Genomic DNA, 26,517 nt, shown 5'->3' with positions numbered 1-26,517 from the left:
ATCCATGCAGCGGGTTCTGCAATCGTCCTTGATTGCGAAGATCAAGCGGGCAGCCATCCATGGCTGCACTCTTCAATGCAAGCTTCTCCCTGCATGGCGTCGCGAGAGCGGCGCCATGTTGTTTTGAAGGGGCGCAACAAGCTGTTTCGGCAGTTTTCATGCGGACTTCACACCGTTTCGACTCCCCGTGGCCGCTGTCGCCGGGAAGGCTTGCGGCACTTTTCCGGGGGGAGTAGGGTCGGACCCATGGAGCCGTTCCGCTCCATGCCTGCCGGTCCGACCCATGCCCCATTTCCTTGCCAGTTTCCCGCCCTCCACCGGTTTGCCGGTGCGGGTGGGCGAGGACGTGTGCGCGTGATCCGGGTCGGTGGATGGGCGCGTTCCTGCGCCGCATGCTCACTCACGAGGAGGTTGGATCATGTTCGAAAACCAGCAGCGTGATGACGTCGAGGCATTGATGAAGGCCGATGCGGAATTCCGCCGCCTCTATCAACACCATCGGGAACTCGACAGCAAGGTGCACGACGCCGAGATCGGCGTGCTCCCGCTCGATGACTTCACCCTCGCCAGCATGAAGAAGGAAAAGTTGTACGCCAAGGCGCGCCTGGAACGCATGTGGGAAGGGCGGCGCCAGTTGTCCAATTGAATCGTTGACCCGGCACCACGACGGCCCCGGCCGCTTCCCACGGGAAGCCACCGGGGCCGCGACGTTTTGGGCGGGTGGGTTTCCGGTGCTCGGCTATCATGGACGCCTTTCCAGCAAGCGACGGTTTCTCCATGACGATCCGGCAAAGTGTTCTCGAACTGATCGGCAACACCCCGATGCTGCGCGCGCAGCGCCTGGCCACCGGGCCGTGCGAGCTGTTCCTGAAGCTGGAGAGCGCGAACCCGGGCGGCTCGATCAAGGACCGCATCGGCCTGTCGATGATCGAGGGCGCCGAGAAGGCCGGCAGGATCAAGCCCGGCGCGATCCTGGTCGAAGGCACCGCCGGCAACACCGGCCTCGGCCTTGCGCTGGTGGCGCAGGCCAAGGGCTACCGGTTGATCCTCGTGGTGCCGGACAAGATGAGCCGCGAGAAGATCTTCAACCTCAAGGCGATGGGCGCCGAGGTGGTGCTCACGCGCTCCGACGTGGCCAAGGGCCATCCCGAGTACTACCAGGACATGGCCGAGCGCATCGCGCGCGAGACGCCCGGCGCCTATTTCATCAACCAGTTCGGCAATCCCGACAATCCGCGCGCGCACATCGAGAGCACCGGGCCGGAGATCCTCGAACAGATGGACGGGCGGATCGACGCCATCGTGGTGGGCTGCGGTTCCTCGGGCACCATGACCGGCCTGTCGCAGTACTTCGCCAAGGCCTCGCCGCACACCGAGATCGTGCTGGCCGACCCGGTGGGCTCCATCCTCGCCCAGTACATCAACGAGGGCACGCTCTCCACCAAGTCGGCCAGCTGGCTGGTGGAAGGCATCGGCGAGGACTTCCTGCCGCCGATCAGCGACTTCTCGCGGGTGAAGAAGGCCTATGCGATCTCCGACAGGGAAAGCTTCCTCGCCGCGCGCGAACTGCTGGCGAAGGAAGGCGTGCTGGCGGGTTCCTCCACCGGCACCCTGCTGGCCGCGGCGCTGAAGTACTGCCGCGAGCAGGCCAGTCCGAAGCGCGTGGTGACCCTGGTCTGCGACACCGGCAACAAGTACCTGTCCAAGCTCTACAACGACTACTGGATGCTGGACAACGGCTTCCTCGAGCGCGAACAGCACGGCGACCTGCGCGACCTGCTGCTGCGCCCGTTCGCCAAGCGCGACACCGTGGTGATCGGCCCGAACGAATTGCTGATCACCGCCTACACGCGCATGAAGCTGTACGACGTCTCGCAGCTGCCGGTGATGGACGGCAACAAGCTGGTGGGCATCGTCGACGAGTCGGACGTGCTGCTGCACGTGCATGCCGACGAGACGCGCTTCCGCGATCCGGTGTCGGTGGCGATGATCAGCGACCTGCAGATGCTCGACGTGCGCTCGCCGATCGAGTCGCTGCTGCCGGTGTTCGAGCGCGGCCACGTGGCGATCGTGATGGACGGCGAGCAGTTCCTCGGCCTGATCACCCGCATCGACCTGTTGAACTGGCTTCGCCGCAAGGTGAACTGAGCGTCTGTTCAATATCTCCACGTAGCCCGCGCCGGGAGATGTGGAACAGGCGCTGGCCTGACAACGGTGTCGAAAGTTGGTTGAAACGCGTGGGCGGCACAGTCGCCGCCTTCGTTTGCATCAATCGACACGGAGCTTCGCCATGTGTGGAATCGTCGCCGCCGCCGCCCAGCGGGATGTGGCACCGCTGCTGATCGCCGGCCTGAAGGCGCTGGAATACCGCGGCTATGACTCGGCCGGCCTGGCCGTGCTGGAGGGGGGCGAGATCCGCCGCGTGCGCGCCAAGGGCAAGGTGCGCGAGATGGAGGCGGAATACCTGGCCGCACCGTTCCCGGGCGGCACCGGCATCGCGCACACGCGCTGGGCCACCCACGGCGTACCCAACGAGGCGAACGCACACCCGCATGTCGCCGGGCGCGTCGCCATCGTGCACAACGGCATCATCGAGAACTACGCCAGCCTGCGCGAGGAAATGAAGGCGCGTGGCCACGTGTTCACTTCCGAAACCGACACCGAGGTGATCGCGGCCCTGGTCGAGCAGCGCCTTGCCGAAGGCATGGGTCTGCGCGAGGCGGTGCTGGCCGTGGTGCGCGGCCTGGAGGGCGCCTATGCGATCGCCGTGGTCAGCCGCGACGAACCCGGCCGCGTGATCGGCGCCCGCCGCGGCGCGCCGCTGCTGGTGGGCGTGGGCATCGGCGAGCACTTCCTGGGCTCGGATGCGCAGGCGCTGATCCAGGTCACCAACCGGATGATCTATCTCGACGAGGACGACGTCGTCGAGATCACCCGCGAACGCGTGCAGGTGTTCGGCCTCGACGGCCGCCCGGTCGAACGTGCCGTGCACGAGAGCGAGTTGTCCGCCGACGCGGTGGAGCGCGGCGAATACCGCCACTACATGCAGAAGGAAATCTTCGAGCAGCCGCGCGCGGTGGCCGACACGCTGGAATCGCGCCTGGGCGCGAACGGCGTGCTGCCGAACATCTTCGGCGTGGGTGGTGACGAACTGCTGACCAGGGTGCGTGGCGTGCACATCATCGCCTGCGGCACCAGCTACCACGCCGGCATGGTGGCGAAGTACTGGATCGAAGAGTACGCGCGCCTGCCGGTCGCCGTCGAGGTGGCCAGCGAATACCGCTACCGCGAGGCAGTGGTGCCGGAGGGCACGCTGTTCGTGGCGATCTCGCAGTCCGGCGAAACCGCCGACACGCTGGCCGCGATGCGCGAGTCGCGTCGTCGTGGCTACCTCGGCACGCTGGCGATCTGCAACGTGCCCGAGTCCTCGGTGGTGCGCGAGGCCGACCTCAAGCTGATGACCCGCGCCGGTCCCGAGATCGGCGTGGCCTCCACCAAGGCCTTCACCACCCAGCTCACGGCGCTGGCGCTGCTGACCTTGCAACTGGCGCGGCACCGCGGGCTGGACGACGCGCGCTACCTCGACCTCTGCGCGCAGTTGCAGCACCTGCCGCACGCCATCGCGGACGCGCTCAAGCTGGAGCCGCAGATCGTGGAGCTGGCCGCGCATTTCATCCCGCGCCACCACGCGCTGTTCCTCGGACGTGGCGCGCAGTTCCCGGTGGCGCTGGAAGGCTCGCTCAAGCTCAAGGAAATCTCCTACATCCACGCCGAGGCCTACCCCGCGGGCGAGTTGAAGCACGGCCCGCTGGCGCTGGTGGACGAGGACATGCCGGTGGTGGCGGTGGCGCCGAACGGCCCGCTGCTGGACAAGCTGAAGTCCAACCTGCAGGAAGTACGTGCCCGCGGCGGCGAGCTGATCGTGTTCGCCGACAGCGCGGCGCCGATGGACGGCAATGCCGCGCGCGGTCACCTGCTACGCATCGACGCCGGCGGCGACTTCATCGCCCCGGCGGTGTTCACCGTGCCGCTGCAACTGCTGGCCTACCACGTGGCCGTGCTGCGTGGCACCGACGTGGATCAGCCGCGCAACCTCGCCAAGTCGGTGACGGTGGAATAGGCGACAGGCGCCCGGGCAGCTGGTGTGGGAATAGTTGGTCCAACTGGGCAATGGTTGGGCAACTCAGCGCGGCCGGACCGACCATGGATTCGCCCATCTGGCGCCGGGAAATTGAGCCTGGCGCCGGACCGAGGGTGTGGTTTCCGCACACACGTCGTTATGGCGTCGACTTGCCACTGGCATCCTGACGGGCCGTTTTGAGCACTTCCGTGATCGCATCGACCACCACGGCGGGGTGTTCAAGCTGGATGTAATGACCCGAATCGGGAACCAGGATGTTGCGCCCTCGCGACGAGCGGGCGGCCAGGGCATCGTGGTGCGATACCCACACCGCTTTCACTCGCCGGCGCAACGACGCCGGCGCCCAGTCGCTTGAATGGCCTGCCGTCAAAATGATGAGCGGGAGGTGGCCCCAGTCCCGTTGCGCGGCATCGATGCCGGCGAAGTCCTGATCGGGGCTCGGTGAACCGGGATATATGGATTCAAACTCCGAACGGAGAGTGTCCCAAAGCGCCGGGCTCATGCTCCATTGGTCCTTGACGCGTCGCGCCAGCGCATCGTCGTGGGGATCCCGATCCAGGCAATCATTCACATCCTTGGCATCGGTCGGGAGCTTTCCCGACCTGGCTATCGCTGCACACCTGGAAAAGCCGGAGCGGATCTTGTCGAACCGGACCCTGGAGCCCAGCACTGCGTTGAAAGCTTCGTCCTGGCCCTCGATCGAAGGATCCACCAACACCATGCCTGCCAGTTCGGGTAAATATTTGTCCGCGAACAGGTCGCCGTCCAGGCCTGCCAGGGAGTGACCGACGAAGATGTAAGGGCCTTTCAGGCCGGCGGCGTGAAGCAAGGCGTGCAGGTCCGACACGCGCGCGGCGGTGCTGCGCGGCAACGGGCCCGGATCGGAAAAGCCATAGCCGGCACGGTCGTAAGCGCAGGCCGTGGTGAGCTTTCCGATCGCGGGCTGGACCTTCGACCATACCGTGATCGGGCCGCCATGCCCGTAATCAAAGATCACGACCGGGCTTCCGCTTCCCACGCAATACAGGTTGAGCCGGCGGCCGGCTTCGATCTGCACCAGGCGATGCGGGTGGTAATACGGCGCCTTCGGACTGGATGCCGCGAACGCCGATGAGGCGGCGAGCATGCCGCCGATCAACCCCATCCAGCGCTGGACGATACTGCTCGAAGAAACACGGCGATGCATCATTGGGAGTTTCCTGTCGTGAGGAAGCTTCTTCCGAGGCTCCTGGCGAAGCCGTCGAATGCCCCTTGGTCACCAGCGCCACTGTCATGCGGGCGGGCGATGCATTTTGCGCTGCCCGCATCATTGACGTCTCGGCTGTGGGCGTGGGCAAAGGCGCGGCGGTGGCAGGTTCGAAGGGGCCTGGCACGGGCGCCGCCGATGCGGGACCGGGAACTGGATCGTGGGCTGGAACGACTGGCCAGCCTGGCGCCTCGCCCGCGCGGGTCAAGGCAACGAAAAAGCCGGCAATTGCCGGCTTTTCCTTGAGGGGGCGGTCATGGATGGCCGCCCATTTGATCCTCGCGATCAGGGATGATCGCAATGATCACTCACCGTTGTGCTGGTACTGCGGCGACATCGGCATCATGTTGGTGTTCTCGTTGTACATGACCCAGATCGAGGCGCCCAGCACGATCACCACCAGCACGATGGTGAAGACGAAGGACAGCATGTTCCAGCCGCCTTCCGAGCGCGTGTCGAGGTGCAGGAAGTAGATGACGTGCACCAGGATCTGCACGATGGCCAGCAGCAGCACCACGGTGATGGTCACCCAGTGGCTCTGGAACACGTGCCCCATCACCAGCCAGAACGGGATGACGGTGAGGATGCCCGCCAGCACGAAGCCGGTGAGGTAGCTGCGCAGGCTGCCGTGGTTGGCGTGCTCGTCGTGGCCGTGCGCGGCGTGGTCGTGGGAATCGGAATGGCTCATCGCAGCACACCTGCCAGGTAGACGAAGCTGAAGACGCCGACCCACACCAGGTCGAGGAAGTGCCAGAACATGCTCAGGCACTGCATGCGGCGGATGTTGGCCTCGTTGAAGCCGAACTTGCCCAACTGCACCATCAGCACGATCAGCCACAGGATGCCGACGGACACGTGCAGGCCGTGCGTGCCGACCAGGGTGAAGAACGAGGACAGGAAGGCGCTGCGGCCGGGGCCGGCACCGTCGGCGATCATGCTGGCGAACTCGCGCAGCTCCAGCGTCACGAAGCCGGCCGCCAGCAGGCCGGACACGGCCAGCCACAGCAGCACGGCGCCCTTCTTCCTGCGCGCCATTTCCAGCATGGCGAAGCCGAAGGTCACCGACGAGACCAGCAGCAAGGCGGTGTTCACCGCCAGGCCATGCAGGTCCAGCACCTCCGCCGCGGTCGGGCCGCCCGCAGTGCTGGTGCCCAGCACGGCGTAGCAGGCGAACAGCGAGGCGAAGATGAAGCAGTCGCTCATCAGGTAGATCCAGAACCCGAGCAGGGTCCCGTTGTGCGCGTGCGGTTCCTCGTGGCAGAGGAACGGCGATCGCGCGATGCCGGCGGAATCGACAGCCGTGGTGCTCATGCGTTTGCTCCCTGGCTCTCGGGCTGCCAGTTGCCGCTGTGCTCGAACGTGCGCACCTCATCCTTGGGGATGTAGTAGTCGCGGTGGTAGTTGAAGGTGTGGACGATGCTGGCGACGATGACGCCGACGAAGGACGCCGCGGCCAGCCACCAGATGTACCAGACCAGGGCGAAGCAGCAGGCGAAGGAGAGCACGCCGATGACCACGCCCGCGGCGGTATTGCTCGGCATGTGGATGTCGTTGAAGCCCTCCAGCGGGCGCTGGTAGCCGTGCTTCTTCATGTCCATCCAGGCGTCGCGCTGGTGCACGTTCGGGGTGAACGCGAAGTTGTAGCCCGGCGGCGGCGACGAGGTGGCCCACTCCAGCGTGCGGCCGTTCCACGGGTCGCCGCCCACGGCGTACTGCTTGCGGCGCAGGATGCTGATGGCGATCTGCAGGACGAAGCTGCCGATGCCGAGCGCGATCAGCGCGGCGCCGATGCCGGCGACGATGAAGTAGGGCTGCAGCGCCGGGTTGTCGAAGTGGCTCAGGCGGCGGGTCACGCCCATGAAGCCCATGATGTACAGCGGGCCGAACGCCAGCCAGAAGCCGATCTGCCAGAACCAGAAGCTGGCCTTGCCCCAGAACTCGTCGAGCTTGAAGCCGAACGCCTTGGGGAACCAGTAGTTCACGCCCGCGAACACGCCGAACACCACGCCGCCGATGATCACGTTGTGGAAGTGCGCGATCAGGAACAGGCTGTTGTGCAGCAGAAAGTCCGCCGGCGCCACCGACAGCATCACGCCGGTCATGCCGCCGATGGTGAAGGTGAACAGGAAGCCCATCGTCCACAGCATCGGCACGGTGAAGTGCACGCGGCCGCGGTACATGGTGAACAGCCAGTTGAAGATCTTCACGCCCGTGGGGATCGAGATGATCATCGTGGTCAGCGCGAAGAACGAGTTGACGTCCGCGCCCGAGCCCATCGTGAAGAAGTGGTGCAGCCACACCAGGTACGACAGGATCATGATCGCGCAGGTGGCGTACACCATCGACGAGTAGCCGAACAGCGGCTTGCCCGAGAAGGTCGGCACGATCTCCGAGTAGATGCCGAAGATCGGCAGGATCAGGATGTACACCTCCGGGTGGCCCCACACCCAGATCAGGTTGATGTACATCATCACGTTGCCGCCGAAGTCGCTGGTGAAGAAGTGCGTGCCGACGTAGCGGTCCAGCGAGAGCAGGAGCAGCGTGGCGGTGAGCACCGGGAAGGTGGCGATGATCAGGCCGCTGGTGCACAGCGAGGTCCAGGTGAACACCGGCATCTTCATCATCGTCATGCCGGGCGCGCGCATCTTGATGATGGTGACCACGAAGTTGACGCCGCTGAGCAGGGTGCCCACGCCGGACAGCTGCAGGCCCCAGATGTAGTAGTCGACGCCGGGGCCCTGCTGCAGTTCGGAGACGGGCGGGTAGCCCAGCCAGCCGGCGGTGGAGAAGTCGCCCACGAACAGCGACACCATGAAGGTGATCGCGCCCCAGAACGTGAACCAGAAGCTGAGGTTGTTGAGGAACGGGAAGGCCACGTCGCGCGAACCGATCTGCAGCGGCATCACGTAGTTGATCAACCCGACGATGTAGGCCATCGCCACGAAGAAGATCATGATCGAGCCGTGCGCCGTGAAGATCTGGTCGTAGTGCTCGGGCGGCAGGTAGCCCATGTTCGGGCCGAAGGCGACCGCCTGTTGCGCACGCATCATGACGGCGTCGGCGAAGCCGCGCAGCAGCATCACCGTGCCGAGGATCATGTACATGATGCCCAGCTTCTTGTGGTCCACGCTGGTGAACCACTCGTTCCAGAGATAGCCCCACAGGCGCTTCTTGGTGACGATGCCGAGGATGGCCAGGCCGCCGAGAAGCACGCCGACGAGTGTGGCGAGGACGATGTGGCCCTCGAGATCGGGCTTCAGGAACGGCAAGGAATCGAGCGTAAGCCGGCCGAACAGGAGGCTCCTGCCGGCGGGATGGGTGATTGGTTCAAGCATGGTTTGGATCCCTAAACAGAATCAGTGCTTCGCGCTGGCACGCGGATCGGCAGGTTGCCCGTGCGCTACAAAGAGCGCTGCCTGAGATTTCGCCATGGCTTGCATGCCGTCAGGCTTGGCGGCATCCGTGGGCGCGGCGTTGTCGTTGTGCATGTCCTGCATGGCGTCACCGGACATGGTCTGGCTCATGCATGTCTGGCTGGCGTCGATGCAGCGTTCGAGGATGCGCGTGAACAGGTCGGGTTCGAAGCTGCCGAAGGCGCGCGCGGGCACGTCGCGTTCGGGCTGGCGCAGCTGCTCGTAGGCCTGCAGGTCGAGCGTGCCGCCAGAGGCGCGGGCCTTGGCGATCCAGCTGTCGAAATCCTGCTGGCTCATACCGTCGAAGGTGAAGCGCATATCGGTGAAGCCTTCGCCGCTGTAGTTGGCCGAGAAGCCCTGGTACTGGCCCGGCTTGTTGATGACCGCGTGCAGCATCGTCTGCATGCCGGGCATGGTGTAGATCATGCCCGCCAGTTCCGGGATGGAGAACGCATCCATCATCTCGTCTGAGGTGAGCTTGAACTGGATGGGCCGATCCACCGGCGCCGCCAGCTGGTTCACCGTGGCGATGCCGTACTGCGGGTAGAAGAACAACCACTTCCAGCGCAGCGACACCACGTCCACTTCCAGCGGCTTGACGTCCGCCGCCACGGGCTTGCCCGGGGCCACGCGGCTGAGCGGGCGGTAGGGGTCGACCTGGTGGGTGCCGATCCAGGTGATCGCGCCGACGGCGATGATGATGAGCAGCGGCGCCGCCCACACCAGCAGTTCCAGGCTGGGCGAGTGGTCCCAGTGGGCGTCGTAGTGGGCCTGCTTGTTGGAGGCGCGGTAGCGCCAGGCGATCACGCCGATGGCGACCAGCACCGGCACCACGATCAGCAGGGTGATCCCCGTGGTGACGAGCATGATGTCGCTCTGCTGGCGCGCGATGTCGCCGGAGGGATCGAGCAGCGCGAGGTGGCAGCCGGAAAGCAGCACGAGGGGGAGCAGCAGCAAGCCGCGGAGGCGTTTCACTGTCATGGACACATGTATCTATGTAGGGAGGCAACGGGGAGCTGCTTACACTGCTCCCGCAGGGAGCGCCTATAATACTCCCTATGTAGACGAGTTTCCCCCGGCTGGACGGGTTCGCCCAGGTGTGGTTCGGCGTCGCAAAGGAATCCGGACGGCCAGATGAAGCCGGCCTTCATGTTCCGCCGCGCCGCAGCCGGTTTGTTCGACCATCCCCGTTGCACGCGCTTTTCCACGGAATCACCATGTCAATCAGCAACGTCCAGTCGGCCGGCCACCCGGCCTCCCTAGCGCACGGCGCGAATCCCCACGACCAGCTCACCTCGGGCGACCTCGCCATCGGTGTGGTGATTGGTCGCATCTGCCAGTCCTTCGACCTGTTCGTGTTCGGCCTGGGCTGCGTGCTGGCGTTCCCGGAGGTGTTCTTCCCCTTCGCCAGCCACATGGACGGCGTGTTCTATTCGTTCGTGCTGTTCGCGCTGGCCTTCGTCGCCCGCCCGCTGGGCTCCATGTTCTTCGTGGTGCTGCAACGCCAGATCGGCGTCGCCGCCAAGCTGACCATCGCGCTGTTCCTGCTCGGCATGGCCACGGCCGGCACCGCCTTCCTGCCCGGCTACGCCACGCTGGGCTGGTCCGCCATCGCGGCGCTGTCGGTGCTGCGCTTCATGCAGGGTTTCGCGCTGGGCGGCAGCTGGAACGGGCTTGCCTCGCTGGCGGCGCTCAAGGCGCCGAAGGACAAGCGCGGCTGGTACGCCATGCTGCCGCAGCTGGCCGACCCGGTCGGCTTCATCCTCGCCGCGGCCCTGTTCGCCTACATCTGGTCCAGCCTGACGCCGCAGGAATTCATCGAGTGGGGCTGGCGCTATCCGTTCTTCGCGGCGTTCGCCATCAACATCGTGTCGCTGTTCGCCAGCCTGCGCATGGTGGTGGCGCCGCGCTACGCCGAGCAGCTCAGGGAGCGTGATCTCGAGCCCTCCTCGATGCGCGAGCTGGTGCGCGCGCAGGGCCGCAACGTCGCCCTGGGCACCTTTGCCCCGCTGGCCAGCTATGCGCTGTTCCACCTGGTGACCATCTTCGCGCTGTCGTGGGCGCTGCTCTATACGCAGCAGTCGGTGACCAGCTTCCTGCTGGTGCAGGTGGTCGGCGCCTTCGTGGCGATGCCCTGCATGGTCATCTCCGGCAAGGTGGCGAACCGCTTCGGCCGCCGCACCACGCTGGGCGTGGGCGGCGTGCTGATCGCGGTGTACAGCGGCTGGACCGCGCTGCTGCTTTCCGGCGGCGTGGTGAACAGCTACCTGTTCATCATCTTCGGCTATGCCCTGCTCGGCTTCACCCATGCGCAGGCGGCCGGCGCGGTGAGCGCGAACTTCCCGTCGGAGTTCCGCTATTCCGGTGCCATGATCACCTCGGACCTGGGCTGGCTGATCGGCGCGGGCTTCGCGCCACTGGTGGCGCTGTCGCTCGCCATCTATGCCGGGGTGCCATACGTGGGCCTGTACCTGCTGACGGGTGCGATCGGCACGCTGGCGGCCTTGTGGTTCAGCCGCCAGTCCGGCCTGCCCAACGACTGACGGCGAGCTGTCCATCGCCTGCCGCACAACGCGTGCGGCAGGCGACCATGCCGTGCCATGCCTGACACATCGACTCCCCCCGGCGACAACACGCGCCACATGCGCGGCCCGCTGGCGCTTGCCCTGCTGGCGCTGCTCGGTATCGTGCTGTTCTCGACCTTCGTCGGGCTGGGCACCTGGCAGGTGCACCGGCTGGCGTGGAAGACGGCGCTGATCGCCCACACCAATGAGCGCGTGCATGCCCCGCCGGTGCCTGCGCCCGGGAGGGCGGACTGGAGCGGCATCACGGCGGCCAATGCCGAGTACCGCCACGTGCAGCTCAGCGGCACATGGGTGCCCGGGCGCCAGACGCGGGTGTGGACGGCCACCGACGCCGGCGGTGGCTACTGGATACTCACGCCGCTGCGCCGCGACGACGGCAGCATCGTGCTGGTGAACCGCGGCTTCGCGCCGGACGGCTGGTGCGACTTCAAGGGGCATTGCCCGGCGGCGCCAACCGGCGAGGTCACGGTGACCGGCCTGCTGCGCATCAGCGAGCCTTCCGGCCTGGTTCCGCGCAACGACCCGGCCACCGACAGCTGGTACACCCGCGACGTGGCGGCCATCGCCAGGGCGCGGGGCCTGACCGACGTGGCGCCGTACTTCGTGGATGCCGCTGCCACGCCGGGTGCGGACGCATCCGCGTGGCCGCGTGGCGGCATGACGGTGATCCAGTTCCCCAACCACCACCTCAACTACCTGATCACCTGGTATTTGCTGGCGTTGATGGTGCTGGGTGCGGCGGGCTACGTGATACGCGACGAATACCGCCTGCGCAAACGCCGGTAGGAGCGCACCCTGTGCGCGATTCAGGCGCGGCCGTACACGTCGTCGTAGCGCACGATGTCGTCCTCGCCGAGGTAGCTGCCGGACTGCACCTCGATCAGCTCCACCGGCACCTTGCCGGGATTGCGCAGGCGGTGCGTGCTGCCCAGTGGGATGTAGGTGCTCTGGTTTTCGCCGAGCAGGAACACCTTGTCGTCGCAGGTGACCTCGGCGGTGCCGGAGACCACGATCCAGTGTTCGGCGCGGTGGTGGTGCTTCTGCAGGCTGAGGCTGGCGCCTGGCTTCACCACGATGCGCTTCACCTGGAAGCGTTCGCCGGCCTCCAGCGAGTCGTAGCTGCCCCACGGGCGGTGTACCACGCGGTGGAAGGAGTGTTCGCTGCGGCCGCCGGCCTTGAGCTGGTCGACGATCTTCTTCACGTCCTGCGCCGCGTCGCGGTGCGCGACGAGGGTGGCGTCGGGCGTGGTGACCACGACCAGGTCCTGCACGCCCACGGCGGCGACGAGGTGGCGGCCGTGCGAGCGCAGCAGCGAATTGCGCGTGTCGACGGTCAGCGTGTCGCCCTCGCGCAGGTTGCCGTCGGCGTCGCGTTCGCCGGCCAGCCACAGCGCCGACCACGAGCCGATGTCGCTCCAGTCGCAGCTCACCGGGATCACCGCGGCGCGCGCGGTCTTTTCCATCACCGCGTAGTCGATGGAGTCTTCCGGCACCTTGGCGAAGGCCTCCTTGTCCACGCGCACGAAGTCGAGGTCGGCCTGCGCGGCGGCGTGCGCGGCGCGTACCGCGGCAAGCATCGCAGGCGCGTGCTGGCCCAGTTCTTCCAGGTAGCGGTCGGCACGGAACAGGAACATGCCGGAGTTCCAGCCGTAGCCGCCGTCGGCGAGGTAGCCCTCGGCGGTGGCGAGATCGGGCTTCTCCACGAAGCGCTCGACGCGGAACGCGCCTTCGGCCAGCGCCGCGCCGCGGCGGATGTAGCCGAAGCCGGTTTCGGCGCGGTCGGGGCGGATGCCGAAGGTGGCCAGCCAGCCCTGTTTCGCCAGCGGCACCGCCTGCGCCACCGCGGCGGCGAACGCGCCGGTGTCGCCGATCAGGTGATCCGCCGGCAGCACCAGCAGCAGCGCCGCGGGGTCGCGCTTCAGCGCTTCCAGCGCCCCCAGCGCGATCGCCGGCGCGGTATTGCGCGCCAGCGGTTCCAGCACGATGGCGGCGCCTTCGACGCCGGCCTCCAGCAACTGCTCGGCGGCGAGGAAGCGATGGTCTTCGCTGGCCACCACGATGGGCGCGGCCACCTCGGGCAGGGCGCGCGTGCGCGCGACGGTCTGCTGGAACAGCGTGCCGTGGCCGGCCAGGGACAGGAACTGCTTGGGCAGGTTCCGGCGCGAGACGGGCCACAGGCGGGTGCCGCTGCCGCCGCTGAGGATCAGGGGAATGAGCATGGTGGATCGACCTTTGTCTGCCTGCGGCCAATGGCTTGCCGGTAGGAGCGCACCCTGTGCGCGAATGCTCTGATGCCTGGCCCAGGCCAGGAGCATTCGCGCACAGGGTGCACTCCCGTCGGCGGTTCAGGCGTGCTGGTGCGAAAGCGCATCCAGCACGTCGTCCAGGCCGCTTTGCCAATCGGGCAAAGCATAGCCGAAGCGCTGCTGGAAGCCCGTGTTATCGAGTACCGACCAGGCAGGGCGTCGTGCCGGCGTCGGGTAATCCGCGGTGGCGATGGCCGCCACATGCGGCGCGCGTGCGATCAGGCCACGCTCGACGGCGCCGTCGAAGATCATCGAGGCGAAGCCATGCCAACTGGTGTGGCCGCTGGCGACGAGGTGATGCGTGCCGACGAACGCATTGCGTTGTCCGGCGTCCGCAGTTCGCCACGCATCCAGCGCGGCCAGCGTGCCCGCCACGATCAGCGCGGTGCTGGTGGGCGCGCCGATCTGGTCGGCCACCACGCGCAGTTCGTCGCGCTCGGCGCCCACGCGCAGCATGGTGCGCAGGAAGTTCTGGCCGTGCGGCGCGTACACCCACGCGGTGCGGAGGATGAAATGTGCCGCGCCGCTGTCGCCCAGTGCCTGCTCGCCGGCCAGTTTGCTGCGGCCGTACGCGCCCAGCGGTGCCGTGGGCGCATCGACCGGATAGGGTGCGCCGGCCGCGCCGTCGAACACATAGTCGGTGGAGTAATGGATCACCAGGGCGCCGTGCGCAGCGGCCCAGCGGCCCAGCACGCCGACGGCTTCGCCGTTGACGCGGGTGGCCAGCGCTTCCTCCTGCTCGGCGCGGTCCACGGCGGTGTAGGCGGCGGCGTTGATGATCACGTCGGGTCGCACGCGGTCGAGCAGGGCCGGCAGACTGTCCGGGGCGGAAAGGTCGGCGGTTTCGATGCTGGCGTCGTCGTAACGCCGGCCATCGCGACTGGCGGCGATCAATCCGCCGCGTGCAGCCAAGCCGCCATCCTCGATGAAGCTGCGGCCGAGTTGGCCGTTGGCGCCAAGCAGGAGAATCCTCACGGCGCGTACACCGGCAGGCGCTCGGCAGGCACCTCGGCCAGCAACGGCGTCTTGCCGTCCTTGTCCGACAGCAGCGGTTCGCTGATCGGCCAGTCGATGCCGAGCGCGGCATCGTTCCAGCGGATGCCGGCGTCGGCCTTGGCGTCGTACAGCGCAGTGCACTGGTAGGCGAAGGTGGCGAACTCGGAGACCACGCAGAAGCCGTGGGCGAAGCCCTCCGGCACCCAGAAGTGGCGATGGTTCTCCTCGGTGAGCATCACGCCAGCCCACTGGCCGAACGTGGGCGAGCCGCGACGGATGTCCACCGCCACGTCGTAGACCTCGCCCTCCAGCACGCTGACCAGCTTGCCCTGCGGGTTGGGCCACTGGTAGTGCAGGCCGCGCAGCACGCCGCGCGCCGAGCGCGACACGTTGGATTGCACGAAGCGGCGGTCGATGCCGGCCTCGCGGTATTTCGCCTCGTTGTAGCTCTCGTAGAAGAAACCGCGCGAGTCGCCGAACACCTGCGGCTCGATCACCACTGCGCCGGGCAGGCGCGTCGCCATCACCTTCATCGGGCCACGCCCTCCTTCGCGACTTTCTGCAGGTACTGGCCATAGCCGGTCTTGGCCAGCGGGGCGGCCAGCGCCAGCAGTTGCTCCGCGCCGATCCAGCCGTTGAGGTAGGCGATCTCCTCCGGGCAGCAGACCTTGAGGCCCTGGCGATTCTCGATCGTCTCGATGTAGTTGCCCGCCTCCATCAGTGATTCGTGCGTGCCGGTATCCAGCCACGCGAAGCCGCGGCCGAGCTGCTCCAGGTGCAGCGAGCCGTCGTCGAGGTAGCAGCGGTTGAGGTCGGTGATTTCCAGTTCGCCGCGCGGCGAGGGCTTCAGCGCGGCGGCGTAGTCGCAGACGCGCTTGTCGTAGAAATACAGGCCGGTGACGGCGTAGTGCGACTTGGGTTGCGCCGGCTTTTCCTCCAGCCCGACCACCTTGCCGCTGGCGTCGAACTCCGCCACGCCGTAACGCTCGGGATCCTTCACCCAGTAGCCGAAGACGGTGGCGCCGTGCTCGCGGGCGGCGGCGCGCTTCAGCCGTTCGGTGAAGCCATGGCCGTAGAAGATGTTGTCGCCCAGCACCAGGCAACTGGGCTGGCCGGCGATGAAATCGCGGCCGATGGTGAACGCCTGCGCCAGGCCGTCCGGCGAGGGCTGCACCGCGTAGTGGATGTCGATGCCCCACTGCGCGCCGTCGCCCAGCAGGCGCTGGAACATCGCCTGCTCGTGCGGCGTGTTGATGACCAGGATCTCGCGGATGCCCGCCAGCATCAGCGTGGCCAGCGGGTAGTAGATCATCGGCTTGTCGTACACCGGCAGCAGCTGCTTGCTCACCGCGCGGGTGATCGGGTGCAGGCGGGTGCCGGAACCGCCGGCGAGGATGATGCCCTTGGCGGTCATTGGCCGAGCCTCTCCATGCGGTAGCTGCCGTCCAGCACGCGCTGCACCCAGGGCTGGTTGGCGAGGTACCAGTCCACCGTGGCGGCGATGCCGCTCTCGAAGGTCTGCGAGGGTTTCCAGCCCAGCTCGCGCTGCAGCTTGGACGAGTCGATCGCATAGCGGCGGTCGTGGCCGGGGCGGTCCTTCACGTGGGTGATCAGCGACTCGCGCTGGCGGCCATCGGCCAGCGGGCGGCGTTCGTCCAGCAAGGCGCAGATCGTCTTCACCACGGTGATGTTGGTGCGCTCGGCGTTGCCGCCCACGTTGTAGGTCTCACCCGTGCGGCCGGCTTCCAGCACGCGGCGGATGGCCGAGCAGTGGTCGCCCACGAACAGCCAGTCGCGGATGTTGAGGCCGTCGCCGTATACCGGCAGCGACTCGCCGGCCAGCGCCTTGGCGGTCACCAGCGGGATGAGCTTCTCGGGGAACTGGTACGGGCCGTAGTTGTTCGAGCAGTTGGTGGTGAGCACCGGCAGGCCGTAGGTGTGGTGGAAGGCGCGCACCAGGTGGTCGGAAGCGGCCTTCGATGCCGAATACGGCGAGTTCGGCGCGTACGGCGTGGTCTCGGTGAACATGCCGGTCTCGCCCAGCGAGCCGTACACCTCGTCGGTGGAGACGTGCAGGAAGCGGAAGTTTTCGCGCGCGGCGCCTTCCAGGCTGCGCCAGTAGTCGCGCGCGCCTTCCAGCAGGCCCAGCGTGCCGACCACGTTGGTTTGCACGAACTCGGCGGGGCCGTCGATGGAGCGGTCCACGTGCGACTCGGCGGCGAAGTTCACGATGGCGTCGGGCTTGTGCCCGGCCAGCAGCTTCGCCACCAGCGCGCGGTCGCCGATGTCGCCCTGCACGAACAGGTGGCGATCGTTGCCATCGAGCGAGGCCAGGGTGTCGAGGTTGCCGGCGTAGGTGAGCTTGTCGAGGTTCACCACGGCGAAGCCATCGGCCACGGCCTGCAGCACGAAGTTCGCGCCGATGAAGCCGGCGCCGCCGGTGACTAGAAGGGTTTGCATGAGGGCACGTGATCCGTGTGGCAACAAAGACCCATTTTTGCATGTGTGCCCCGCGACTCAAAGGCGCAGGCGTTCGACATTCGGTTCGAGCGCCGGCTTTGGTTAAGGCAACTGCTGATCCCGCGGGTACAATGCGTGATTCATTACACGCGGTGGCCGGTTCTCGGCAATTGCCGCACAGCTATGGTTGCCCGTCATGCCCAAAAAGATACCCGTCGACAGCCTCGGCCTCGGTACCCGCGCCATCCATGCCGGTCAGCACCCGGATCCTTCGACCGGCGCGATCATGACGCCGATCTATGCCACCTCGACCTATGTCCAGGAGAGCCCCGGCAAGCACAAGGGTTACGAATATTCGCGCACGCAAAATCCTACGCGCATGGCGTACGAGCGTTGCGTGGCGGACCTCGAAGGCGGCGTGGCGGGTTTCGCCTTTGCTTCCGGCCTGGCGGCGGCGGCCACGGTACTGGACCTGCTCGACTCGGGCAGCCATGTGATTGCGATGGATGACCTCTACGGCGGCAGTTATCGCCTGTTCGAGCGGGTGCGTCGTCGTTCCGCGGGGCTGGATTTCAGCTTCATCGACCTCAACGACGGCGCGGCGCTGAAGGCTGCGCTCAAACCGAATACGCGGATGATCTGGGCGGAGACGCCGACCAATCCGATGCTGAAGCTGGTCGACCTGGCCAAGGTCGCCGCCTTCGCGAAGAAGCACGGCCTGATCCTGGTGGTGGACAACACTTTCTGCTCGCCGATGGTGCAGCGTCCATTGGAATTCGGCGCGGACCTGGTGCTGCATTCGGCCACCAAATACCTCAATGGTCATTCCGACATGGTGGGTGGCATCGTGGTCGCCAGCAATCCGGAACTGGCCGAGCGCATGGCGTTCCTGCAGAACTCGGTGGGTGCAGTCGCCGGACCGTTCGATGCCTTCCTCGCCATGCGCGGCCTGAAGACCCTGCATCTGCGCATGCGCCAGCATTGCGCCAGCGCCTTGGAGCTGGCGGGTTGGTTGCAAAAACAACCGGCAGTCGGGCAGGTGATTTATCCGGGCCTGAAGAGTCACCCGCAACATGCGCTGGCCAAGCGCCAGATGCATGGTTTCGGTGGCATCATCACCATCGAAGTGGAGGGCGGCTTGAAGAAGGCGCGCCGAATGCTGGAGCGATGCAAATTATTTTCGCTCGCCGAATCGCTCGGTGGCGTGGAAAGCCTGATCGAGCATCCCGCCATCATGACTCATGCCTCGGTGCCACCGGCGAACCGCAAACGGTTGGGTATCAGCGACGGCTTGGTGCGGCTTTCGGTAGGAGTGGAGGATGTTGCGGATCTGAAAGCCGAACTGGATGCGGCGCTGCGATGACCGACCGCGTTCTTTCGATCCCTTTGCGTGGTGCGTGGTTACCACTGGTGGCGCCTTTCGTCGAGTTGCGCCGCCATCGGTTGTTGCTGTATCGCTTGGTCGTTCGCGATGTAAGTCTGCGCTACAAAGGCTCGGTGCTGGGTTTTTTGTGGTCCATGCTCAATCCATTAGCGCTGCTCGCGCTATTCAGCTTCGTGTTCGGTGTAGTGATGCATGCCCGCTGGGGATCGGCCCAGCAAAATTTCAGCCTGGTTATTTACTCGGGGCTGATACTGTTCATTTTTCTGAGTGACGTAATCAACAAGGCGCCGACCCTCATTGTCCAGAACGACAACTATGTCAAGAAAGTGATATTCCCACTGGACGTGCTCCCGGCTGTCACGGTCGGTGGGGCCTTGGTCAATCTGCTGCTGGCGATGCTGATTCTATTGGCTGGCGAATTGCTGCTGACCGGAGCGTTGCCATGGACTTGGATCTTCGCGCCGCTGGTGGTGCTGCCACTGCTGATGCTGGTGCTGGGCGTGGCGTATTTCCTGGCTTCTCTTGGGGTGTACCTGCGCGATATTGCCCAGGTTACCGGCATTCTTGCCATGGTCCTGATGTATCTCAGCCCCATCCTGTATCCGGTGGATATGGTGCCACCGGAATACCGCGGCTGGCTGGACCTAAACCCCTTGACCCTTCCTGTCAATGAACTCCGGCAGGTGACGTTGCAGGGTGGCTTCCCGCATTGGGGCACACTGGGCCTATATGCGCTCTTCGCATACGCGATATTGGTGTTCGGATACTGGTGGTTCATGCGTACAAAGAACGGTTTCGCCGATGTCCTTTGAAATTGCCATCGACGTACATCAGCTCTGCAAGAGCTACCTGATCTTCGAAAAACCATCGCATCGCCTGTTGCAAATGCTGTTCCGCGGGCGCCGCCGGTTTTACCAGGAACATGAGGTGCTGCGGGACATTTCGTTCCAGGTACGCCGGGGCGAAACGGTAGGCATCGTCGGTCGTAATGGCGCCGGTAAATCCACTTTGCTGCAGATCCTTTGTGGTGTGGTTTCGGCGAATTCCGGACATTGCTTGGTGCATGGCCGCATCGCCGCGCTGCTGGAGTTGGGGGCCGGATTCAACCCGGAATTTACCGGGCGCGAAAATATCTTCATGAGTGCGCAGATCCTTGGCCTCTCCCAGGATGAGATCGAGCGGCGCTATGACGAGATCGTGGCTTTTGCGGATATCGGCGAATACGTTCTGCAGCCCGTCAAAACATATTCCAGTGGCATGTTCATGCGGCTCGCTTTTGCAGTGATTGCCCATGTGGATGCGGACGTGTTGGTGATCGACGAGGCGCTGGCGGTCGGTGACGCATACTTCGTACAGAAGTGCATGCGCTTTCTGCGTCGGTTCCGTGAAAAGGGTGGCACGTTGCTGTTTGTAAGTCATGACAGCAGCGCGATCAGTGCGCTCTGCGATCGTGCCATCTGGCTGTCCGAAGGAGCGATCCGCATGGACGACACGCCTAAGCGGGTGACTCAGCATTATCTGGCAGATATGTATCTCGCCAATCAGGGTGGTGATCGGTTGAGTAGCGGCATGACGCTGGCCGAGGGACGATCGAGCGAAGCCATGGACTATGTTGATGCGCGGCGCGAACTGGTGCTTGCATCCAACCTGCGCAACGATCTTCAAGTCGGCCGCTTCGACACCCATGCGGAGAGCTTCGGAAAGGGTGGGGCGAAGGTGACCGCCGTGCACCTGACACAGCCTGATGGTGGGCTCCTATCGTGGGCGATTGGCGGTGAATCCGTGCGCCTGTGTGTGCGTTTTCGCGCACTGCAGCCGCTGACGAATGTGATCGTGGGGTTTCTGGTGAAGAACAAGCAGGGCCAATCCCTGTTTGGCGACAACACGTTCTTGGCTTATGTCGATCGACCAGTATGCTGCGAAGCAGGCCAGGAAAAGGTTGCGATTTTCGAATTCCGAATGCCGATTCTTCCAGCAGGGGAATATGCGGTCTCGGTCGCGGTATCGGAGGGGAGTCAGGATTCCCATGTGGTGCATCACTGGTATCACGATGCATTGGTCGTGAGCAGTCATTCCAGCCAGGTCAGCACAGGACTGGTCGGAATTCCCATGTGGAACATTTGCATCGAGGACGCTTCGGCGTGAGCAGTTCGATCCTGACGACGGTCAGGATAGGTGCTTGTAAAACTACAGGAACGAGTCATGCATCGCACGAACAATTTTGATGCCCTACGCCTGCTGGCGGCGATTGCAGTCATTTTCGGGCACGCACATCCGCTTACCAAAAGCCTCGACTTGAGCCTGCTGGGTAGTTCGGTGCAGGCTGTCGCCGTCAAAGTCTTTTTCGTCATCAGCGGGTACTTGATATGCACAAGCTGGAGTCTCCAGCCCAGCGCAATTCCGTACCTGCAGAAACGGGCGCTGCGCATATTTCCGGCACTGGTGGTGCTGTGTCTGTTGACGGTATTCATCGCCGGGCCGTTGATAACCGATATTCCGTTGCGCACCTATTTCGGGTATGCGCACACCTATTACTACCTCGTGAACGTGTTGCTGCGGCCAGTCTACGACCTTCCGGGACTGTTTCAGTTCAACCCGTATCCGATAGCCGTGAACGGCTCGCTGTGGAGCCTGCCGGTGGAATTTACGATGTATTTGTTGCTGCCGATGGTGTGCTGGATCCAGCAGCGCGCGAAGAGTCATTCGATGTTCGCGCTGTTTGCATTTGGCCTGTGCTCGATCAGCTTGTGGTACGCCCGGGCGCACCAGCCAGCGCAGCATCCGGTGTTTTACGGTACCGATCTGATCAGCCTGCTCGATGTGGCGCCTTATTTCTTTCTCGGTGCGCTGGTTCGGGATTTGCGTCTAGAGGAATTCCTGGATCCCGTATTCGGGTTGTTCTTGGTAATCGCGGTGGCGCTGATTCAGCCCACCGGACGAATCAGCTCCGAGATCGCGTTATATGTACTGGTGCCTTACGTGACACTTGCCGTGGCGCTGAATGCCAATTCCTTACTCAGTGGTGTTGGCAAATACGGTGATTTTTCATATGGCATTTATCTCTATGGCTTTCTGTGCCAGCAGATCGTCAACCGGTTGACCCATGGTCAGCTGGGTCCATGGTCAAATGCTCTACTAAGTCTCCCCCCTGCGCTGCTATTGGCTGTGCTTTCTTGGCATTTCGTGGAAAAGCCGATGCTGGCGCTGAAGCCGCGCAACAGCCTGTCGAGGAAATCTGATGTCCAACTCATCGAGCGTGTCAATGGAACGACCTGACCCCTTCACCACCTGCCTGGTCACCGGGGGGGCTGGCTTTATCGGTTGCGCCATCTCCGCACGGCTGGCGCAGGCGTTTGGTCGGGTGATCGCCGTGGACAACCTGCATCCGCAGATCCATCCAACAAGAAAACGCCCGGAGGCATTGGACCCGGCGGTGCAGTTGGTACAAGCGGACGTCACCGAGCCCGATACCTGGGATAGATTGCTCGGAGAATTTTGGCCCCAGGTGGTGATACATCTGGCTGCGGAAACCGGGACCGGCCAGTCATTGACGGAGGGCAGTCGCCACGCCCTGGTGAACGTAGTGGGCACAACCCAGATGCTGGATGGTTTCGCGCGCCATCAGGCGCTGCCGCGGCGCATTGTGTTGTCCAGCAGTCGCGCTGTGTACGGCGAGGGCGCTTGGCGCGATTCGGCAGGGGCAGAGCGTTACCCCGGGCAGCGCAGCGACAGGATGCTAGCCGCAGCGGAATGGGATTTTCCGGGCATGATTAGCGAATCGTTCGTGGCAGGACGGACCCAGACGCATCCGACCAGCATCTATGGCGCCACAAAGTTGGCCCAGGAGCATGTTCTATCGTCGTGGACGCGTTCTTTCAACGTGGCGCTCAATGTGCTGCGCCTACAAAACGTCTACGGCCCCGGCCAATCATTGAGCAATCCCTATACCGGCATTGTCTCGTTGTTCGCGCGCATGGCCAAAGCAGGCAAGAGTATTCCCTTGTACGAAGACGGGGCGATGCGCCGTGATTTCGTATTCATAACCGACGTGGCGGATGCGATCATCCGTTGCTCGGTGGACGAGATGAGCGGTGTGCTGGCCGACGTCGGTACTGGGGCCTCGATCTCGATCGCCGAGTTGGCCCACGAGATAGCGGTTATCTATGGTGCGCCGGCACCTCACGTCACGGGACAGTACCGCAATGGCGATGTGCGCCATGCGGCTTGCAGTGATGCCTCGGCGCGAGCGGGGCTTGGCTGGTCAGCCAAGGTGCCTGTGCGCGAAGGCGTTCGCCAACTTTGCGCATGGATCGATCAACAGCCTTCGGAACTCACCAAGTTATGAGCATCAAAAAAAACCGGCAAAACGCAGGCCACCTGCGGGTACATTCCGTGCTGTACGGCAACGAGCAAAATCGTGTGGAACAGAGCATCGCGCACCTCAATCGCGCCGCAGATCTGGCGGTCGCGGCAGGGGTGTTCAAGTCCGTGTCGCTGGCTTATGGCGACAGTTCTCCGCGCGCCTGCTTGGACGACGAATTCCTGGGCGCCGTGCGCAAAGCCCACCCGGCGATCACGCGGATTGACCACCTGTTCTTCGATGGGAATCTGGGGTCGGCCAAGGGTCACAACACGTTGATCGTGGATGCGCAGGTCCAGGAGACAGAGTGGGAGGCGTTGCTGATCATGAATCCGGATGTGATGCTGGCTCCCGACGCCCTGATCGAACTGGCGCGTCCGCTGGACGATCCCCACGTGGGGATGGTGGAGGCGCGCCAGTTGCCCATCGAGCATCCCAAGGAATACCACAAACTCACCGGGGAGACCGGTTGGGCCACCACGGCTTGTGCGCTGATCCCGATGAACGTGATCCGCGAATTGGACGGCTTCGATCAGGAGACCTTCTTCCTGTATTGCGATGACGTGGATTTCTCGTGGCGCGCCAGGCTTGCAGGGTACCGGATCATCTACCAACCCTCGGCGGTTGTGTTTCACGATAAGCGGCTGGGCGCCAATGGGCAATGGGCGCCCACCAGTTCGGAGCAGTACTACTCCGCGGAGGCCGCGCTGCTGATGGCTTACAAGTTTTCACGCAAGGACATCGCCGAGCGCCTGCTCAAGAGCTTCGCGGCTTCGGATTTGCCGCATCTGCGCAAGGCCGCAAATGAGTTCGATCGCCGCATGGAGGAAGGCAGGTTGCCGAAGCAGATCGACGTCAAGGGCGCTGTCGCAGAATTCGTGGGCGACTACTACACCAAACACCGGTACAGTCTATGAGTAGCAACTACGACAATCCGTTCTATCACGACAACGTATATGGTCATGTTGTCAGGTTGTTGCAGGACCATTCTGCCGGTGGGCAGGGCTTGCACCTTGATATCGGTTGCGGCTTCGGGCGTATGGCCGAGCATGTTCGTGACCACGTGGGACGTGAGTACATCGGCTTTGACCGCGACGATGAGGCACTGGCCTCACTGAACGAGCGCGGTTTTGTCGGGATTGCTCTTGATCTGGCCGATCCTGTCGCTGCCGAAGCCGCGATCACCGCAGCGGTGGCCGGTCGCAAGGTGGCATCGCTCTCGATCATCGACACTTTGGAGCATGTCTACAATGGTGCCGAGATCCTGGCAATGCTGCGGCGGATCGCCCTAAACAGTGCTGCCGTGCTGGTGGTCTCGGTGCCGAACGTGGCGCATCGCGATGTGGGTTTCAAACTGGCCTTCGGAAAATGGGATTACACGGACACCGGCCTGCTGGACATCACCCATGTACGGTTCTTCAGCGAAAGTCTGGTGCATTCATTGCTGCTCAGTAGTGGCTGGCACCTGATCGGGGAGAACAACGTCACCCTGGACAAGAGTGACCAGCACTTCCCGGCGTTGCATCCGGTGCTGGCCGAAGGCACTCCGCTGCATGACCATCTCGCACGACTGCGTGATGGTGTGGACCGCTGCGCGCGCATCAACCAGTTCGTGGGCGCCTATCTGCCAGGCCCCAGCCTGCGGGGTGCGGATGAGGTGCCGGATGTCGCTCCGTTCCTGTCGGTTGTCACCCGTACCCAGGGGAAGCGTATCGATACCCTGCGTGATGTATTGCTGTGCCTGTCCGCACAGACCTCGCAGGATTTCGAGGTGTGTGTCATCGGGCACAAGCTCAGCCATGAAGCGCAACTCGCGGTGGAGCGCGTGATCGACGATACGCATGCCGACCTGCGCCGGCGGGTGCGACTGATTCGCGTCGACCATGGTACGCGCACCACCCCGTTGAACGTGGGCTTCCGTGCGGCCCGCGGAAACTATGTTGCAATCCTGGACGATGACGACATCGTCCTGGGTCATTGGGTGGAGGAGTTCAAGCGCCTGGCGGCTGCCAACCCGGGGCGGGTCCTGCGCAGCGCCAACGTGGCACAGACGTGGCAACCGGTGAAAACTGGCGTGAGTAGCCGCTCGGTGCGCTCGATAGGCTCGTTCGAGGCCTGCTACCCCGTGAAGTTCGACTTCTTCCAGCACCTGGTGGAGAACGCCACCCCACCGGTGTCGCTGGCTTTTCCGCGCGCCTGCTTCCACGACCTCAAGATCGAGTTCGACGAGACCCTGACCACCACCGAGGATTGGGATTTCCTGATGCGGACGGCGGAGATTTGTGGTGTGGCGAGCGACGGGGAAATCACCTCCATCTACCGCAAGTGGGACAACGCGGAGTCCTCATACACGGCCCATTCCATCGAAGAATGGCAAACAAACCACTATGCCATCTGGCGCAAGCTGGACGCCAAGCCGATTCTGTTGGAGCCGGGTAGCGCGACACGCATACGTCATCTGGTACATGACTGGAATCGTCGCTATCTGGCGGCGCCGGGACCGCAGCCCGATCCCCACCTTGACGCCACACAGTACGAGAACGCCTTGCGCGAAGAAATTCACAACTTGTTGCACAGTCGTACCTGGCGTGTCGGTGCGCCGATGCGCGGCTTGGCTGCGATGGCCGGCCGGCGCTGGACCTATCCCATGCTGTGGGCGATGAACGGTCCTCAGTTGGAGCGCTACCTGTCCACTCTGCGCAGTTCGCGCAGCTGGCGGTTTGGTACCTGGGTACGCGCGCGCGTGGGGGCCGGGAACGCCTAGGGCAGCGAGGTGCGTTGCGGTTTCTTCCTTGGCAACCGACCCGATAGGGTCATCTCGTAAAGTTCCAGATCAAGTTCGTTGGCGTTTTCCAACACCTGGAGGGTCGACGGGCCGACCTCCTCTCTTTCGCCGAGGAAGACGTTTTCCCTCGGCGGCTTTAACGTGCCCGGAGGCAGGCCAGTCCATTCTTCCAGGAAGCAGACGGTCTCCTGCAGCTTGGGTATGCAACCCACGTGGACAAAAAAACGTTCTACGTTGCCAAGCGCACGGCGCAAGCGGAAGCGCTCGTCGATCTGGCGGGTGCCAACACCCCGTGTGGCGCGCCACCATGTATTTGCCAGCCGGTCACACAACAGGGGGATGCGTCCGTAGCTTGCGCTCAAATTGCGCACCACTTCGTTGTTTGTCTCGGGGGTCAGTCCCGAAAGCACGAAGTCCGAGAGGGTATACCGACGCTCGTTCAGCAGTGAATGGTACGGTGAGCTTGGGAAGCGATGATGGTGGTGATACAGGGATATCACCCGTTCCACTGGATTCCGCAAAACGGTCGTGTATTCGGGGCTGTCGTCCGCGATCACCCGATGCAAGCCGAACGAGAAATGCCCGAACAGCAAAGCATCGCATGGCAGCCGGGGAGGGCGTTGCAGCAACTGTTCGTGGTCGGCGCGATCGTAGATGGGTTTCAGCCGCACGTTGCCTGCGCCGCTCGCGACCATGGCTGCGCGCAAGGAGGTCCCCGCGGATTTTGGAATATGGATAAAGTACTTCACATCGTCTCCCTCTAAAGCCGTGCGGGAGGAAACGCGCCTCCAGGGATTTGAACGTGAAGGCGACGACTGAGCTCGGAGGACTGCGAGACCTT

General features: G+C 64.2%; 23 protein-coding genes. 12 read left to right on the top strand and 11 right to left on the bottom strand.

The genetic code is table 11. The features are described from left to right. Nucleotides 1–418: 418 nt before the first annotated feature. The 3 genes from IHE47_RS10710 to glmS all read left to right on the top strand — a co-directional run bounded on the left by IHE47_RS10710 (nucleotide 419) and on the right by glmS (nucleotide 4,120). Nucleotides 419–646, top strand: a complete 228-nt coding sequence (locus IHE47_RS10710; protein WP_192105879.1) for a YdcH family protein — start codon at nucleotides 419–421, stop codon at nucleotides 644–646. Nucleotides 647–777: 131 nt separating this feature from the next. Further along, entirely contained in the window at nucleotides 778–2,148 is a 1,371-nt protein-coding gene (locus IHE47_RS10705; protein ID WP_192105878.1) for a pyridoxal-phosphate dependent enzyme, read from the top strand. A gap of 142 nt (nucleotides 2,149–2,290) precedes the next feature. Further along, on the top strand, nucleotides 2,291–4,120 hold the full coding sequence (gene glmS, locus IHE47_RS10700) for a glutamine--fructose-6-phosphate transaminase (isomerizing) (protein ID WP_192105877.1): 1,830 nt from the start codon (nucleotides 2,291–2,293) through the stop codon (nucleotides 4,118–4,120). A 157-nt stretch (nucleotides 4,121–4,277) separates the two neighbouring features. On the opposite strand, the gene IHE47_RS10695 is transcribed toward glmS, so the two are convergent. The 5 genes from IHE47_RS10695 to cyoA form a co-directional block, all read right to left on the bottom strand. Beyond that, nucleotides 4,278–5,330 (bottom strand): alpha/beta hydrolase, encoded by a 1,053-nt coding sequence (locus IHE47_RS10695; protein WP_192105876.1) that lies wholly within the window; start codon nucleotides 5,328–5,330, stop codon nucleotides 4,278–4,280. Between the two features lie 361 nt (nucleotides 5,331–5,691). Further along, nucleotides 5,692–6,075, bottom strand: coding sequence for a cytochrome o ubiquinol oxidase subunit IV (gene cyoD, locus IHE47_RS10690; protein WP_192105875.1), 384 nt, complete (start codon nucleotides 6,073–6,075; stop codon nucleotides 5,692–5,694). Beyond that, nucleotides 6,072–6,698 (bottom strand): cytochrome o ubiquinol oxidase subunit III, encoded by a 627-nt coding sequence (gene cyoC / locus IHE47_RS10685; RefSeq protein ID WP_192105874.1) that lies wholly within the window; start codon nucleotides 6,696–6,698, stop codon nucleotides 6,072–6,074. Before cyoC ends, cyoD begins: the two co-directional genes overlap by 4 nt. After that, complete coding sequence (gene cyoB / locus IHE47_RS10680) at nucleotides 6,695–8,683, bottom strand: cytochrome o ubiquinol oxidase subunit I (protein ID WP_225561800.1); 1,989 nt, start codon at nucleotides 8,681–8,683, stop codon at nucleotides 6,695–6,697. Before cyoB ends, cyoC begins: the two co-directional genes overlap by 4 nt. Nucleotides 8,684–8,743: 60 nt before the next feature. Continuing rightward, entirely contained in the window at nucleotides 8,744–9,781 is a 1,038-nt protein-coding gene (cyoA, locus tag IHE47_RS10675; RefSeq protein WP_192105872.1) for a ubiquinol oxidase subunit II, read from the bottom strand. A 236-nt stretch (nucleotides 9,782–10,017) separates the two neighbouring features. Here cyoA and IHE47_RS10670 point away from each other — a divergent pair, with 236 nt between their 5' ends. Both IHE47_RS10670 and IHE47_RS10665 read left to right on the top strand, forming a co-directional pair. Beyond that, nucleotides 10,018–11,343, top strand: a complete 1,326-nt coding sequence (locus IHE47_RS10670) for an MFS transporter (protein ID WP_225561768.1) — start codon at nucleotides 10,018–10,020, stop codon at nucleotides 11,341–11,343. Nucleotides 11,344–11,400: 57 nt separating this feature from the next. Further along, nucleotides 11,401–12,171 carry an SURF1 family protein gene (locus tag IHE47_RS10665; protein ID WP_225561767.1) on the top strand — a complete coding sequence of 257 codons (771 nt, stop codon included), beginning with the start codon at nucleotides 11,401–11,403 and terminating at the stop codon, nucleotides 12,169–12,171. A gap of 20 nt (nucleotides 12,172–12,191) precedes the next feature. On the opposite strand, the gene IHE47_RS10660 is transcribed toward IHE47_RS10665, so the two are convergent. The 5 genes from IHE47_RS10660 to rfbB form a co-directional block, all read right to left on the bottom strand. Then, nucleotides 12,192–13,604 carry a mannose-1-phosphate guanylyltransferase/mannose-6-phosphate isomerase gene (locus IHE47_RS10660; RefSeq protein ID WP_192105871.1) on the bottom strand — a complete coding sequence of 471 codons (1,413 nt, stop codon included), beginning with the start codon at nucleotides 13,602–13,604 and terminating at the stop codon, nucleotides 12,192–12,194. A 126-nt stretch (nucleotides 13,605–13,730) separates the two neighbouring features. Next, entirely contained in the window at nucleotides 13,731–14,666 is a 936-nt protein-coding gene (gene rfbD, locus IHE47_RS10655; RefSeq protein ID WP_192105870.1) for a dTDP-4-dehydrorhamnose reductase, read from the bottom strand. After that, a complete protein-coding gene (gene rfbC, locus IHE47_RS10650) occupies nucleotides 14,663–15,220 on the bottom strand; it encodes a dTDP-4-dehydrorhamnose 3,5-epimerase (protein ID WP_192105869.1) in 558 nt (185 codons plus the stop codon). Before rfbC ends, rfbD begins: the two co-directional genes overlap by 4 nt. Beyond that, on the bottom strand, nucleotides 15,217–16,101 hold the full coding sequence (gene rfbA, locus IHE47_RS10645) for a glucose-1-phosphate thymidylyltransferase RfbA (RefSeq protein WP_192105868.1): 885 nt from the start codon (nucleotides 16,099–16,101) through the stop codon (nucleotides 15,217–15,219). The genes rfbC and rfbA overlap by 4 nt, the downstream gene beginning before the upstream one ends. Further along, on the bottom strand, nucleotides 16,098–17,147 hold the full coding sequence (gene rfbB / locus IHE47_RS10640; protein WP_192105867.1) for a dTDP-glucose 4,6-dehydratase: 1,050 nt from the start codon (nucleotides 17,145–17,147) through the stop codon (nucleotides 16,098–16,100). Before rfbB ends, rfbA begins: the two co-directional genes overlap by 4 nt. 196 nt (nucleotides 17,148–17,343) lie before the next feature. On the opposite strand from rfbB, the gene IHE47_RS10635 reads away from it, so the two are divergent. Genes IHE47_RS10635 through IHE47_RS10605 form a run of 7 tightly spaced genes read left to right on the top strand, consistent with a single transcriptional unit; the run spans nucleotide 17,344 to nucleotide 25,655 of the window. Further along, nucleotides 17,344–18,510 (top strand): PLP-dependent aspartate aminotransferase family protein, encoded by a 1,167-nt coding sequence (locus tag IHE47_RS10635; RefSeq protein WP_192105866.1) that lies wholly within the window; start codon nucleotides 17,344–17,346, stop codon nucleotides 18,508–18,510. Next, on the top strand, nucleotides 18,507–19,343 hold the full coding sequence (locus tag IHE47_RS10630; RefSeq protein WP_192105865.1) for an ABC transporter permease: 837 nt from the start codon (nucleotides 18,507–18,509) through the stop codon (nucleotides 19,341–19,343). The genes IHE47_RS10635 and IHE47_RS10630 overlap by 4 nt, the downstream gene beginning before the upstream one ends. Continuing rightward, a complete protein-coding gene (locus IHE47_RS10625) occupies nucleotides 19,333–20,676 on the top strand; it encodes an ABC transporter ATP-binding protein (RefSeq protein ID WP_192105864.1) in 1,344 nt (447 codons plus the stop codon). The genes IHE47_RS10630 and IHE47_RS10625 overlap by 11 nt, the downstream gene beginning before the upstream one ends. A 57-nt stretch (nucleotides 20,677–20,733) precedes the next feature. After that, on the top strand, nucleotides 20,734–21,807 hold the full coding sequence (locus IHE47_RS10620) for an acyltransferase (RefSeq protein WP_192105863.1): 1,074 nt from the start codon (nucleotides 20,734–20,736) through the stop codon (nucleotides 21,805–21,807). Beyond that, entirely contained in the window at nucleotides 21,770–22,876 is a 1,107-nt protein-coding gene (locus IHE47_RS10615; protein WP_192105862.1) for an NAD-dependent epimerase/dehydratase family protein, read from the top strand. Before IHE47_RS10620 ends, IHE47_RS10615 begins: the two co-directional genes overlap by 38 nt. After that, nucleotides 22,873–23,808 carry a glycosyltransferase family 2 protein gene (locus tag IHE47_RS10610; protein ID WP_225561766.1) on the top strand — a complete coding sequence of 312 codons (936 nt, stop codon included), beginning with the start codon at nucleotides 22,873–22,875 and terminating at the stop codon, nucleotides 23,806–23,808. The genes IHE47_RS10615 and IHE47_RS10610 overlap by 4 nt, the downstream gene beginning before the upstream one ends. Beyond that, nucleotides 23,805–25,655, top strand: a complete 1,851-nt coding sequence (locus tag IHE47_RS10605; RefSeq protein WP_192105861.1) for a methyltransferase domain-containing protein — start codon at nucleotides 23,805–23,807, stop codon at nucleotides 25,653–25,655. Before IHE47_RS10610 ends, IHE47_RS10605 begins: the two co-directional genes overlap by 4 nt. Here IHE47_RS10605 and IHE47_RS10600 read toward each other — a convergent pair. Next, the gene (locus tag IHE47_RS10600; protein WP_192105860.1) at nucleotides 25,652–26,425 is read right to left on the bottom strand and encodes a sulfotransferase family 2 domain-containing protein; all 774 of its coding nucleotides are present in this window, start codon (nucleotides 26,423–26,425) and stop codon (nucleotides 25,652–25,654) included. The two genes, IHE47_RS10605 and IHE47_RS10600, sit on opposite strands and share 4 nt — an antisense overlap. Nucleotides 26,426–26,517 lie beyond the last annotated feature (92 nt).

Source organism: Rhodanobacter sp. DHB23, assembly GCF_014842975.1.
Taxonomy (GTDB): Bacteria; Pseudomonadota; Gammaproteobacteria; order Xanthomonadales; family Rhodanobacteraceae; genus Rhodanobacter_A.
This window is presented reverse-complemented; position numbering and strand designations above follow the sequence as displayed.